The 13225-nt window shown below is 72.7% G+C and carries 13 protein-coding genes; 6 read left to right on the forward strand and 7 right to left on the reverse strand.

Features of this window, described 5'->3' with window-relative positions:
* Window positions 1-9 precede the first annotated feature (9 nt).
* Window positions 10-999, reverse strand: a complete 990-nt coding sequence (locus tag OG871_RS26950; protein ID WP_371500091.1) for a DEDDh family exonuclease — start codon at window positions 997-999, stop codon at window positions 10-12.
* A gap of 168 nt (window positions 1000-1167) precedes the next feature.
* Between OG871_RS26950 and OG871_RS26955 the strand changes: the two genes are divergently transcribed.
* The 4 genes from OG871_RS26955 to moaA all read left to right on the forward strand — a co-directional run bounded on the left by OG871_RS26955 (window position 1168) and on the right by moaA (window position 5503).
* Entirely contained in the window at window positions 1168-2211 is a 1044-nt protein-coding gene (locus OG871_RS26955; protein WP_371500092.1) for a zinc-dependent alcohol dehydrogenase family protein, read from the forward strand.
* Window positions 2212-2453: 242 nt separating this feature from the next.
* Window positions 2454-2798, forward strand: a complete 345-nt coding sequence (locus tag OG871_RS26960) for a DUF485 domain-containing protein (RefSeq protein ID WP_371500094.1) — start codon at window positions 2454-2456, stop codon at window positions 2796-2798.
* Window positions 2795-4414 (forward strand): cation acetate symporter, encoded by a 1620-nt coding sequence (locus OG871_RS26965; RefSeq protein ID WP_371500096.1) that lies wholly within the window; start codon window positions 2795-2797, stop codon window positions 4412-4414. The genes OG871_RS26960 and OG871_RS26965 overlap by 4 nt, the downstream gene beginning before the upstream one ends.
* Window positions 4415-4513: 99 nt before the next feature.
* Window positions 4514-5503, forward strand: a complete 990-nt coding sequence (moaA, locus tag OG871_RS26970; protein WP_371500098.1) for a GTP 3',8-cyclase MoaA — start codon at window positions 4514-4516, stop codon at window positions 5501-5503.
* Between the two features lie 34 nt (window positions 5504-5537).
* On the opposite strand, the gene OG871_RS26975 is transcribed toward moaA, so the two are convergent.
* The 6 genes from OG871_RS26975 to OG871_RS27000 form a co-directional block, all read right to left on the reverse strand.
* Window positions 5538-5783, reverse strand: a complete 246-nt coding sequence (locus OG871_RS26975) for a hypothetical protein (RefSeq protein WP_371500099.1) — start codon at window positions 5781-5783, stop codon at window positions 5538-5540.
* Window positions 5784-6086: 303 nt separating this feature from the next.
* Entirely contained in the window at window positions 6087-6437 is a 351-nt protein-coding gene (locus OG871_RS26980) for a DUF3099 domain-containing protein (protein WP_371500100.1), read from the reverse strand.
* Window positions 6438-6563: 126 nt separating this feature from the next.
* A complete protein-coding gene (locus OG871_RS26985; protein ID WP_371500101.1) occupies window positions 6564-7112 on the reverse strand; it encodes an RNA 2'-phosphotransferase in 549 nt (182 codons plus the stop codon).
* Between the two features lie 35 nt (window positions 7113-7147).
* Window positions 7148-8551: a metallopeptidase TldD-related protein gene (locus OG871_RS26990; RefSeq protein ID WP_371500103.1), complete on the reverse strand. Its 1404-nt coding sequence runs from the start codon at window positions 8549-8551 to the stop codon at window positions 7148-7150.
* Entirely contained in the window at window positions 8551-10104 is a 1554-nt protein-coding gene (locus OG871_RS26995) for a TldD/PmbA family protein (RefSeq protein ID WP_371500105.1), read from the reverse strand. The genes OG871_RS26990 and OG871_RS26995 overlap by 1 nt, the downstream gene beginning before the upstream one ends.
* Window positions 10105-10288: 184 nt before the next feature.
* Window positions 10289-11440: an MBL fold metallo-hydrolase gene (locus OG871_RS27000; protein WP_371500107.1), complete on the reverse strand. Its 1152-nt coding sequence runs from the start codon at window positions 11438-11440 to the stop codon at window positions 10289-10291.
* A gap of 272 nt (window positions 11441-11712) precedes the next feature.
* On the opposite strand from OG871_RS27000, the gene fabG reads away from it, so the two are divergent.
* Both fabG and fabI read left to right on the forward strand, forming a co-directional pair.
* Window positions 11713-12432 carry a 3-oxoacyl-[acyl-carrier-protein] reductase gene (fabG, locus tag OG871_RS27005; RefSeq protein WP_371500109.1) on the forward strand — a complete coding sequence of 240 codons (720 nt, stop codon included), beginning with the start codon at window positions 11713-11715 and terminating at the stop codon, window positions 12430-12432.
* A 5-nt stretch (window positions 12433-12437) separates the two neighbouring features.
* Window positions 12438-13205 (forward strand): enoyl-ACP reductase FabI, encoded by a 768-nt coding sequence (fabI, locus tag OG871_RS27010; RefSeq protein ID WP_371500111.1) that lies wholly within the window; start codon window positions 12438-12440, stop codon window positions 13203-13205.
* Window positions 13206-13225 lie beyond the last annotated feature (20 nt).

Genomic DNA, 13225 nt, shown 5'->3' on the forward strand with positions numbered 1-13225 from the left:
ACACGCACGTCAGACACCGGGGTGCGGCACGACCTCGCGCAGCAGCTGCAGGAAGGCGTCCTCGCCGACCACGGGCGTGCCGTGCTCCCGCGCCTTGCGCGCCTTGCCGCTCCAACTGCCCGGCTCGTTGGTCACCAGCAGGCTGGTGAGCCGGCTCACCGAGCTCGCGATGTGCAGCCCGGCCTCGATCGCGCGGTCCTCCAGCAGCTCCCGGTCGGTGGCGGTGTCGCCGGTGATCGCCACCCGCATGCCCTGCATCAGCGGCCGTCCGTCCACCCAGCGCCCCGGGTTCGGGTACGGGCACGGCGGCCGCTTCCGGCCGGGCCGGTACGAGGAGCTCCACGAGCCACGCTGCGGTGCCGGGGTCTCCTCGCCGAGGTCGGTGACGGCGACACAGGTCGTCAGCGGGAGCGGCAGGCCGGCCTGGCGGGCCAGCCGCAGGCTCGGGCGGAAGATCTCCGCCAGCACCCGGGCGTCGTCCAGCGCGTTGTGCGCCTGGCGCTGCTGGACGCCGAAGTACTCGGCCAGTGAGGAGAGCTTGCCGTTGGGCAGCGGCAGGGCGAGGTCGCGGGCCAGCACCATGGTGCAGATCCGGTGCTCGACGGGGGCGCGCAGTCCGGCCCGGGCGTACTCGCGGGAGATCATGTTCCAGTCGAAGAGCGCGTTGTGGGCCACCATCACCCGGCCGTCCAGCCGGGCCGCCAGCTCCTCGGCGATCTCCGGGAAGGTCGGCGCGCCGGCCAGCACCGCGCTGGTCAGTCCGTGGATCCAGACCGGGCCGGGGTCCCGCTCGGGGTTGACCAGGGTGTACCAGTGGTCCGTCACCTCGCCGTGCTGGTCGAGCTGGTAGACACCGGCCGAGATGACGCGGTCGGAGCGGCCGAGCCCGGTGGTCTCGACGTCGACCACGGCGAAGCCCCGGCCGTGCTCCTCGGTGCGCTGCGCCGGGAACGGAACAGGCAGGGCGGAGCCGTCCCACGGTGACTGGATCGCGTGCATGGTCAACCAGCTTAAGGGCCGTCACCGACCGCGGTGGCCGATCCGTGCCGAGCGGTGGTGTGCACCACACCCCGGAATAGAGTGGGCGCCGGAGCGGTCGTACTACCGGTCGAAGCTCTCCCACGCCGCTCGCACCCCGGGGCGGCGGCATTCGCAAAGGACACCCCCATGCGCGCCACCGTGATCCACGGCCCCCACGACATCCGGATCGAGGAGGTGCCCGACCCCCGGATCCAGCAGCCCACCGACGCGGTGGTGCGGGTGGTGAACGCCTGTATCTGCGGCAGCGACCTCTGGGCGTACCGGGGGGTCGCCGCCCGTCAGCCCGGCCAGCGGATCGGGCACGAGTTCCTCGGTGTGGTCGAGGAGGTCGGCCCCGAGGTGCCGGGGCTGCGCCGCGGCGACCTGGTGGTGGCGCCGTTCGTCTGGTCGGACGGCACCTGTGAGTTCTGCCGCGAGGGCCTGCAGACCTCCTGCCCGCACGGCGGCTTCTGGGGCTCGGTCGGCTCGGACGGCGGCCAGGGCGAGGCGGTCCGGGTCCCGTTCGCGGACGGCACGCTGGTCCGGCTGCCCAAGGACGCCGCGGGTGACGAGAAGCTGCTGCCGAGCCTGCTCGCGCTCTCGGACGTGATGGCCACCGGGCACCACGCGGCGGTCAGCGCCGGGGTGAGGCCGGGCTCCACGGTCGCGGTGGTCGGCGACGGCGCGGTCGGGCTGTGCGGTGTGCTGGCCGCGCACCGGCTCGGCGCCGGGCGGATCATCGCGCTCGGCAGGCACCGGGCGAGGACGGACATCGCCCGCGCGTTCGGGGCCACCGACGTGGTCGCCGAGCGCGGTGAGGCGGCCGTCGAGGTGGTCCGGGAGCTGACCGGCGGCCGGGGCGCGCACGCCGTCCTGGAGGCGGTCGGCACCGAGGAGTCGATGCGCACCGCGATCTCGATCACGCGGGACGGCGGCGCGGTCGGCTACGTCGGTGTCCCGCACGGCGGCAGCGCCGGCGTGGACGTCGGCCAGATGTTCGACCGGAACGTCCGGCTGTGCGGCGGCGTGGCCCCCGCCCGCGCGTACATCCCCGAGCTGCTGGCCGACGTGCTCTCCGGCGCGATCGAGCCCGGCCTGGTGTTCGACCGAACCGTCGGCCTGGACGGCGTGCCGGACGGCTACCGCGCGATGGACGACCGCTCGGCGCTGAAGGTCCGGATCGCGCTGTGACCGCGGTCCGCTGACCGCAGCCAGCCGACCACCGCTCAGACGGGGCGCCACCGCAGGCCGGTGGCGCCCCGTCGGCCGTTTCGATGCTTTTCGGCCATTTGAGGTGTACACGTGGGCCGACTCTGCGCGGAGTCTGGTCGAAGCCCCGGAGCGGATCTAGCATGCAGCGGCACACCGCGACTGTGACGCCCCTCACGTCCGATCGTTCCACCAGTGCACCCGCTGACCCCAGGAGACACCGCGTGGACACCCCGCCGACCGCCCGTCCAGCACCGCCCGACACGCTCCCGTCCATCGAACAGAGCGAGGAGTTCCGCCAGCTGCGCGGCTCCTTCCGCGGCTTCGCCTTCCCCGTCACCGCCGGCTTCATCCTCTGGTACCTGCTCTACGTCCTGCTCTCCAGCTACGCCCCCGGCTTCATGGCCACCAAGCTGTTCGGGCACATCAACATCGCCCTGGCCCTCGGCCTGCTCCAGTTCGCCAGCACCTTCGCCATCGCCGCCTGGTACGCCGCCTACGCGGACCGCCGGCTCGACCCCGCGGCCACCGCGATCCGCGAGCAGCACACCCGGGAGGCCGCCGAATGACCACCACCCTGCTGGCCGCCGGCTCCGCGACCGAGCACCGCGGCCTGACCATGACGCTGTTCGGCGTCTTCGTGCTCGCCACCCTCGGCATCACCGTCTGGGCCGGCCGCCAGACCAAGGACGCCTCCGACTTCTACGCTGGCGGCCGCGGCTTCACCGGCTTCCAGAACGGCCTGGCGATCTCCGGCGACTACATGTCGGCCGCCTCCTTCCTCGGCATCGCCGGCGCCATCGCCCTGTACGGCTACGACGGCTTCCTCTACTCGATCGGCTTCCTGGTCGCCTGGCTGGTCGCGCTGCTCCTGGTCGCCGAGCCGCTGCGCAACTCCGGCCGCTACACCATGGCCGACGTGCTGGCCTTCCGGATGCGCCAGCGCCCCGTCCGGACCGCCGCCGGCATCTCCACCATCGTGGTGTCGATCTTCTACCTGCTGGCCCAGATGGTCGGCGCGGGCTCCCTGGTGGCCCTGCTGCTCGGCGTCAGCGGCGACTCCGCCAAGCGCTGGACGGTGGTCGCCGTCGGCGCGCTGATGGTCGTCTACGTGGTGATCGGCGGCATGAAGGGCACCACCTGGGTGCAGATCGTCAAGGCCGTGCTGCTGATCGCCGGAGCCGGACTGATGACCGTCCTGGTGCTGGCCAAGTACCACTTCAACCTCTCCAGCCTGCTCGGCGCCGCCGCCGACGCCGGCGGCAACGGCTCGCGCTTCCTGGAACCAGGCCTCAAGTACGGGGCCAGCGACACCAGCAAACTCGACTTCCTCAGCCTCGGCCTCGCCCTGGTGCTCGGCACCGCCGGACTCCCGCACATCCTGGTCCGCTTCTACACCGTGCCCACCGCCAAGGCCGCGCGGAAGTCGGTGCTCTGGGCGATCGGCATCATCGGCGGCTTCTACCTGATGACGCTGGCCCTCGGCTTCGGCGCCGCCGCCCTGGTCGGGCCGGGTGTGATCAAGAAGTCGAACCCGGCCGGCAACACCGCGGCCCCGCTGCTCGCCGAGTACCTCGGCGGCGGTTCCGGCAGCACCGGTGGCGCGGTCCTGCTCGCGGTGATCTCCGCGGTGGCCTTCGCCACCATCCTGGCCGTGGTCGCCGGCCTCACCCTCGCCTCCTCGGCCTCCTTCGCCCACGACCTGTGGGCCAACGTGATCCGGCGGGGGCGGGCCGGCGAGAAGGAGGAGATCCGCTCGGCCAAGCTGGCCGCGGTCGCGATCGGCGCGGTCGCCATCGTGCTGTCGATCTTCGCCGACAAGCTGAACACCGCCGCCCTGGTCGCGCTCGCCTTCGCCGTCGCGGCCTCCGCCAACCTGCCGACCCTGCTCTACTCGCTGTTCTGGAAGCGCTTCAACACCGTCGGCGCGGTCAGCTCGGTCTACGCCGGCCTGGTCAGCTCGGTGCTGCTGGTGGTCTTCTCCACCGTCGTCTCCGGCAAGCCGACCTCACTGCTCCCGCACAGCGACTTCCACTGGTTCCCGCTGGAGAACCCCGGACTCGTCTCCATCCCGGTCGGTTTCCTGGCCGGGTGGCTCGGCACCCTGCTCTCCAGGGAGAGCGCCGACCCGGCGAAGTACGCTGAACTGGAGGTCCGCTCGCTGACCGGACTGGGCGCCCACTAGGCGAACGGCGGCCGAGGCCGCCGCCCGCCCACGGCTAAGCTGGCCCGGCCCGCCCCACCAGGCGGCCGGGCCGGTCGCACTTCCGGGAAGGGAGCCGTCATGCTGCTGGACACCTTCGGCCGTCAAGCCGTCGACCTGCGGGTCTCCCTCACCGACCGGTGCAACCTGCGCTGCACGTACTGCATGCCAGAGGAGGGCCTGCAGTGGCTGGCCAAGCCCGAGCTGCTCACCGACGAGGAGATCGTCCGGCTGGTCGGGATCTCCGTCCGTGACCTGGGCATACGCGAGGTCCGCTTCACCGGCGGCGAGCCGATGCTGCGCCCCGGCCTGGTCGGCATCGTCGCCGCCTGCGCCGGGCTGGACCCGCGCCCCGAGCTCTCGCTGACCACCAACGGGGTCGGCCTGGCCCGCACCGCCGAGGCTCTGCGGCAGGCCGGCCTGGACCGGGTCAACGTCTCGCTGGACACCCTGGACCCGGACACCTTCCACACCCTGACCCGTCGACACCGCCACCAGGACGTCCTGGACGGCCTGGCCGCCGCCGAGGCCGCCGGCCTCACCCCGGTCAAGCTCAACGCCGTGCTGATGCGCGGCGTCAACGACCACGAGGCGGCCGACCTGCTCGGCTGGTGCCTGGAGCGCGGGTACGAGCTGCGCTTCATCGAGCAGATGCCGCTGGACGCCCAGCACGGCTGGGACCGCTCCCGGATGATCACCGCCGGGGAGATCCTGGACCGGCTGCGCGAGCGTTTCACCCTGGCCCCCGAACCGTCCGCCGCCCGCGGCGCCGCCCCGGCCGAGCGCTGGCTGGTCGACGGCGGGCCCGACCGGGTCGGCGTGATCGCCTCGGTGACCAGGCCGTTCTGCAGCGCCTGCGACCGGACCAGGCTCACCGCCGACGGACAGATCCGCAACTGCCTGTTCGCCACCGGCGAGACCGACCTGCGGACCGCCCTGCGCTCCGGCGCCGGCGACGCCGAGATCGGCGAGCTGTGGCGTACCGCCATGTGGGGCAAGAAGGCGGGCGCCGGTATCGACGCCCCGGAGTTCCATCAGCCGGACCGCCCGATGTCCGCCATCGGCGGCTGAGCGGCGCGTCCGCGCGGGCCCGGCGACCCGTCGGTCAGCCCTCGAACGCGTCGAGGGCGACGACCTCCTTGAGGAAGCCCCGCACGCTCAGGAACTGCGACAGGTGCTCCCGGTGGTCCTCGCAGGCCAGCCAGGTCTTGCGGCGCTCCGGGGTGTGCAGCTTCGGGTTGTTCCACACCAGGACCCAGACGGCAGGCCGGCGGCAGCCCTTGCCGGAGCAGACCGGCGGGCCCTCGGGGCCGTCCGCCGAGCCGAAGAGTCCGAGCGAGGGGGTGTCCATGGTGAGTGCCGTCCCGGGAAGCGCTGGCGGTGGTCAGTCACGCCAGTCTCGCACTCGTCGGTCGGCTGCCCGCACCCGACCGTGCGCCCGGATCCGGGAATGACGACGCCGGGCAACCACGGGGGGAGTTGCCCGGCGTCGGTCTGTCGCTCCGACGGGGGATGCGGAGCGCCTACGCAGTATGGCACGGCCAGGACCCCTCGTGGGGCCCTCTTTCATGATTAATCTGAGGTTGCTCTGAGCTTTCTGCCGGGCAATCGGTCAGATAAACGGACAGACCGGGATGAGCCCCGTCGGCAATTCTCATTCGGGGGTGTGGCCCTCGGCGGACCGACCGCCTCCGCCGGTGCCGCCCGGCCCGAGCATCAGCGGAACCTCCGGCGGTACCGCGAAGGTGCTCGGCAGTCCGGGTGCCCGCTCCCGCCCGGCGTTGGCGACCAGCACGGCGAAGTACGGCAGCAGCACCCCGCCGGCCAGCGCGACGAAGGCCACGTACCGCTGCACGTCCCACATCACCACGGCCAGCAGCACGCAGACCGTGCGGATCAGCATCGAGATCACATAGCGCCGCTGGCGCCCCCGGACGTCCTCGGAGAGGCTGGTCCGGGCCCCGGTGATCCGGAAGACCTGCCCGTCGTCCTCGCTCTTGCGCATGTCTACCGCCCTCGTCCGTCTCCGCACCCACGGCCGGGCTGCGGCATCCTCACGGTACGCCGCCAGGGGGCGGGGGAGCAGCGCGGGTGCGCGGCGAGTCCCGCCCCGCCGCGCCCCGCGCCCGCGTCAGGGGGCCTGGGTCAGGTACTCCGGCGCCACCGCGTCGGTCAGCCAGACGCCGTTGGCGCTGACCCGGAACTCGTGGCCGGCCGCCGCCATCGCGGCCGCGTCCACGACCAGCACCACCGGACGGCCGTGCCGGGACCCCACCCGTACGGCCGTCTCGGTGTCCGCGGAGAGGTGGACGTCCCGCCGGGCCATCGGGCGCAGGCCCTCCCGCAGGATGATCCCCACCGTCCGCGACCCGGTGCCGTGGTACAGCACCGGGGGCGGGACGGCGGCGGGCAGGCCGAGGTCGACCTCGACGGTGTGGCCCTGGCTGGCCCGGATCGAGCGGCCGTCCTCGGAGAAGGCGAAGCGGCGCTTGTTGTTGGTCGCCACCACGTGGTCCAGCTGGGCCCGGCTGACCCCGCGGCCGTGCCGGGCCAGGCCCGCCAGCAGGTCGTCGACCGGCACCCAGCCCGCCGCGTCCAGCCTGATCCCGATCGAGTCGGGGTCGTGCCGCAGCACCCGTGACAGCGCCTTGGACACCCGGACGGTCTGCTTCTCGTCCACCTTCTCCTTCTCCTCCTGCGTTGCTGGCCTCCCGGTCAGGAGGCCTGGCTGACCGAGCTCATGTTGAAGTCCGGCACCCGGACCGGCGGCATCGCGGCGCGGGTGAACCAGTCGCTCCACTCGCGGGGCAGGCAGCGCTCGGTGCGGCCCACCTCGGTGATCCGGCCGAGCAGGTCGACGGGCGACTCGTTGAACCGGAAGTTGTTCACCGCACCGACCACCTCGCCGTTCTCGACCAGGTAGACGCCGTCCCGGGTCAGACCGGTGAGCAGCAGGGTGGCCGGGTCGACCTCGCGGATGTACCAGAGGCAGGTGAGCAGCAGCCCGCGCTCGGTGCGGGCGACCATCTCCTCCAGGGTGGGGGCGGCGGCCTGGTCGGCCGTCTCCAGCACCAGGTTGTCGATCGGCGGCCGCATCGGCAGGCCGGTCAGGCCGGCCGAGTGCCGGGTGGTGGACAGGTTGGCCAGCTCGCCGCCGCGGATCCACTCGGTGGGGGCGAGCTGCTGCCCGTTGTCGAAGACCGAGGCGCTGTCGCCCGAGGAGTGCGCGAGCAGGAACGGCGCCGCCTCCAGCCCCGGCTCGGCCGGGTCGGAGCGCAGGGTCAGCGGCAGCTCGCTGAGCCGGTCGCCGATCCGGGTGCCGCCGCCGGGCCGGCTGAAGACCGAGCGGCCCTCCGCGGCGTCCCGCCCGCCGGCCGACCAGCTCAGGTAGACCATCAGGTCGGCCAGCGCGGACGGCGGCAGCAGGGTCTCGTAGCGGCCGGCCGGCAGGTCGATCCGCTTGCTGCCCCAGCCGAGGCGCCGGCTGAGCCGGGAGTGCAGCTGGGCGACGTCCACGTCGGTGAAGTCGCGGGTGGCGGCGCCGGCCCAGGCGGAGCCGGTCAGGTCGGCGGTCTTGGCGTTGAGCTCCACGGTGCCGGTGGGCTGCTCGTGGCGCAGCCGCAGGCCGGTGGAGGTGCCCAGGTAGCTGGTGGTCAGCTCGTGCCGGGCGAAGCCGTAGAGCAGCTCGCCGTTCTTGCGGGCCCGGGCGAAGGCCTCGCCCAGGGCCGGGGCGAACGCGGCGAAGACCTCGGCCGAGGTCTCGGCCGGGGCGTCGGCGAAGTCGGGCGAGGCGGGGCGGCCGGCGAGCAGCGGCCGGGCGTCCTCGGCCGGGCCGGCGTCGCGGGCGGCGGCCTCGGCGGCCCGGACCAGGCTCTCCACCTCGTCCCGGGTGACGGCCTCGCGGGAGACCACGCCGGAGGCGGTGCCCTCGGCGCCGTCCACGGTGGCGATCACGGTGAGCCGGCGGCCCCGGGTCACGCCGTTGGTGGTGAGGCCGTTGCCGGCCCAGCGCAGGTTGGCGGTGGAGTCCTCGTCGGCGATCACCACGCAGCCGTCGGTGCGGGACAGTTCCAGGGCGCGCTCGACCAGCTCGTGCGGCCGGTGGGTGGTGTCGGACATCAGTGACCGGCCTCCTGCTGGGTGTTGAGCACGTTGACGTTGCGGAACAGCGCGGACGGGCAGCCGTGGCTGACCGCCGCGACCTGGCCCGGCTGGGCCTTGCCGCAGTTGAAGGCACCGCCGAGGACGTAGGTCTGCGGGCCGCCGACGGCGCTCATCGAGCCCCAGAAGTCGGTGGTGGTGGCCTGGTACGCGAAGTCCTTGACCTGGCCGGCCAGCCGGCCGTTCCTGATCGCGAAGGCGCGCTGGCCGGTGAACTGGAAGTTGTAGCGCTGCATGTCGATCGACCAGGAGCGGTCGCCGACGATGTACAGGCCCTTCTCCACGCCCTCGAACAGGCCCTCGGTGTCCGGGCCGCCCTCGACCGGCTGGAGCGAGACGTTGGCCATCCGCTGCACCGGCACGTGGCCGGGGGAGTCGGCGAAGGCGCAGCCGTTGGAGCGGCCGAGGCCCTTGAGCTTCGCCATCCGGCGGTCCAGCTGGTACCCGACCAGCACGCCGTCCTTGACCAGGTCCCAGGACTGGGTGGCGACGCCCTCGTCGTCGTAGCCGATGGTGGACAGGCCGTGCTCGGCGGTGCGGTCGCCGGTGACGTGCATCAGCTCGGAGCCGTACTTGAGCGAGCCCAGCTTGTCGAAGGTGGCGAACGAGGTGCCGGCGTACGCGGCCTCGTAGCCGAGCGCGCGGTCCAGCTCGGTGGCGTGGCCGATCGACTCGTGGATGGTGAGCCACAGGTTGGACGGGTCGATCACCAGGTCGTAGCTGCCGGGCTCGACGCCGGGGGCCTTCATCTTCTCGGCCAGCAGCTCGGGCAGCTCGGCCAGCTCCCTGTTCCAGTCCCAGCCTGTGCCGGTCAGGTACTCCCAGCCGCGGCCGGCCGGCGGTGCGATGGTGCTCATCGAGTCGAAGGCGCCGGTGCGCTCGTCGACCGAGGTGGCCTCCAGCTGCGGGTACAGCCGGATCCGCTGCTGGGTGGTGACGGTGCCCGCGGTGTCCGCGTAGAACTTGTTCTCCTGCACGGTCAGCAGTGAGGCCGTGACGTGCGAGACACCGTCGGCGGCCAGCAGCCGTCCGCTCCAGTCGGCGAGCAGCGCGGTCTTCTCGGCGTCCGGTACCTCGAACGGGTTGCGCTCGTACGAGGAGACCCAGGTGGCGTCGGTGTAGACCGGCTCGTCCGCGAGCTCGACCAGGTCCTCGGAGCCGGCCGCCCGGCTGATCCCGCCCGACAGCCGGGCCACCGCCACCGCCTGCTCGGCGACCCGGGCCGCCGCGGCGGCGGTCAGGTCGACGCCGGCCGCGAAGCCCCAGGCGCCGTCCAGCAACACCCTTACCGCGAAGCCGAGTTGCACCGTGTCCGAGCTGCCGGACGGCCGGGCGTCGCGCAGCCGCCAGGACGCGCTGCGGACTCGCTCCAGCCGGAAGTCGGCGTGGGCCGCGCCGAGTTCGCGGGCCCGGGTGAGGGCCGCGTCGGCGAGGGTGCGCAGCGGGTAGGCGAGGAACAGCGGATCGACGGCACGGCTGTTCGGCGCGCCGGCGCTGGAGGTGGGCGGCATCAGGCTCCCTGGGTCGGGTGAACGGCGGCCGCCCCCGGGACAGGGGCGCCCGCATCGCATCATTCCTGTCCAGAGGATTGGGCGCCAAGCGGATTTCCCGTCGGCGTGTCAGCGGGCCCGCGCGGACGGCGGGGCGGCACCCGGAGCCGTACCGGGTGCCGCCCCGAGCCGGGCCGCCGACGTGTCAGACCACCGTCTCCCACCAGCCGTCGAGCTCCGGCGGGTTGTCGACGTCGACCCGCTGGCCGGGGCGCGGCACCACCAGCGGGACGGCCTGGGCCTTGGCCTCCGCGAGCAGCCGCTCCACCGGCTCGGCCCACGGGTGCAGGCCCAGGTTGAAGGTGCACCAGTGCACCGGTATCAGCAGCTCGGCCCGCAGATCCAGGTGGGCCCGGACGGCGTCCTCCGGCGTCATGTGGATGTCCGGCCAGGCCACGTCGTACGCGCCGATCTGGACCAGGGCCGCGTCGAACGGGCCGTGCTGCTCGCCGATCCGGGCGTAGCCCTCGAAGTAGCCGGAGTCACCGGTGTAGTAGACCTTGCGGGAGGGGCCGGCGATCACCCAGGAGCCCCAGAGCGTGGTGTTGCGGGTGGTGCCGCGGCCGGAGAAGTGGTGCGCCGAGGTCAGCGTGAGGGTCAGCTCGCCCAGGGTGCAGGTCTCGTCCCAGTCCAGCTCGATGATGCGGTGCTCGGGCACGCCCCAGCGGCGCAGGTGGCCGCCGATGCCGAGCGGCACCGCGAACGGCGCCGACTGCAGCTCCACCAGCTGCTTGACGGTCGCCATGTCGAGGTGGTCGTAGTGGTCGTGCGAGATCAGCACGGCGTCCACGGGCGGCAGCTCGGCCAGGGCGACCGGCACCGGGTGCAGCCGCTTGGGGCCGAGCTGGTGGACGGGGGAGCAGCGGTCGGACCAGATCGGGTCGATCAGCACCCGGGTGCCCTGGACCTCGACCAGCGCCGAGGCGTGGCCGTACCAGACCACCTCGACGCCCTCGGCGGCCGGCCGGGTGGAGCCGTCGGACGAGCGCTCCATCGGCACCGGCAGGCTGGGGCGGCGTGCGGCGCGGTCGTCGAGCAGCATCCGGCGGAAGGTGTCGCCGTCCGGCCGGCCGGGCTCCTGCTGGGCCAGCGTGCTCGGGGCGTTGTGGAAGACGCCGTCGCGGAACTGCGGGGAGTTGCGGACCCGGGCGTCCCGGGTGCCGTCCGGCCGGCGGCCGAACGCGGCCGGCAGGTCGCGCAGCGACCAGGCGGCGGCGCCGGCCGCGGTGGCCAGCGCGGTCAGGGCCAGCAGTCGGGCACGTCGGCCGCCACCACTGCTTCGGGGGTGCTTGCTCATCCGCGTTCCGCTTCCCTTGTCTCGTTCCCGGCCGCCGGGCCGGATCCCTCGCGGGGCCTCCGGGTGGTCCGGGGGCCCAGTGAGCAACGGGTGTGACCGGTCCATGGTTCCCTCTCGGGGGTGCGTCGGGCCAGGTCCGGGGCGTACGTATTGTCGGGAAGCGACAGATACCGTGTGGCGGACCTGTCGGAGCCGTAGGGGCCGTGCCCTCGGCGGGACCGATACCGTCACAGTGCGTACGCATGCAGGTCAACTAGGAGAGAGGTGGACCGTTGAGCCGCTCGGTTCTCGTCACCGGAGGCAACCGGGGCATCGGCCTCGCGATTGCCGAGGCCTTCGCCGAGGCCGGCGACAAGGTCGCGATCACCAGCCGTTCGGGCGAGGTCCCGGAGCAGCTGGCCAAGTTCGACGTGCTCGCAGTCCGCTGCGACATCACCGACGCCGCGCAGGTCGACGCGGCGTTCACCGAGATCGAGGCCGCGCACGGCCCGGTCGAGGTGCTGGTCGCCAACGCCGGCATCACCAAGGACACCCTGCTGCTGCGGATGTCCGAGGACGACTTCACCTCGGTGCTGGACACCAACCTCACCGGCACCTTCCGGGTGGTCAAGCGCGCCTCCGCGAAGATGCTGCGGGCCCGCAAGGGCCGTGTCGTGCTGATCTCCTCGGTGGTCGGCCTGACCGGTTCGCCCGGCCAGGCGAACTACGCCGCGTCCAAGTCCGGCCTGGTCGGCTTCGCCCGCTCGCTGGCCCGTGAGCTGGGCTCGCGCAACATCACCGTCAACGTGGTCTCCCCGGGCTTCGTGGACACCGACATGACCGCCGTGCTCACCGACGAGCGCCGCGCGGAGATCGTCGCCGGCGTGCCGCTCGGCCGTTACGCCGCGCCCGCCGAGATCGCCTCGGCCGTGCGCTTCCTCGCTTCGGACGAGGCCGCATACATCACCGGAGCCGTCATTCCCGTCGACGGCGGATTGGGCATGGGTCACTGAGCAACATGAGCGGAATCCTTGCAGGCAAGCGGATCCTGATCACAGGCGTGCTGATGGAGTCCTCCATCGCGTTCCACACCGCCAAGCTGGCGCAGGAGCAGGGCGCCGAGATCATCCTGACCGCCTTCCCCCGGCCCAGCCTGACCGAGCGGATCGCCAAGAAGCTGCCCGCCCCGGTGAAGGTGCTGGAGCTGGACGTCTCCAGCGAGGAGCAGCTGGCGGGCATCGCCGACAAGGTGCGCGAGCACCTGCCGACCCTGGACGGCATCGTCCACTCGATCGGCTTCGCCCCGCAGGACGCCCTGGGCGGCAACTTCCTGAACACCCCGTGGGAGTCCGTGGCGACCGCCATGCACGTCTCGGCGTTCTCGCTGAAGTCGCTGACCATGGCGCTGCTCCCGCTGATGCAGGACGGCGGCTCGGTGGTCGGCCTGACCTTCGACGCGCAGTTCGCGTGGCCGAAGTACGACTGGATGGGCCCGGCCAAGGCCGCGCTGGAGGCCACCAGCCGCTACATGGCGCGTGACCTCGGCGAGCGCAACATCCGCTGCAACCTGGTCTCGGCCGGTCCGATCGGTTCGATGGCCGCCAAGTCCATCCCGGGCTTCGGCGAGCTGGCCGACACCTGGAACCACCGTTCCCCGCTGAAGTGGGACCTCAACGACCCGGAGCCGGCCGGCCGCGGTGTCGTGGCCCTGCTCTCGGACTGGTTCCCGAAGACCACCGGCGAGATCATCCACGTCGACGGCGGTCTGCACGCCATCGGCGCCTGACACCCCCGGTACGCCCGACT

This window comes from Kitasatospora sp. NBC_00374, from assembly GCF_041434935.1.
Classification (GTDB): domain Bacteria; phylum Actinomycetota; class Actinomycetes; order Streptomycetales; family Streptomycetaceae; genus Kitasatospora.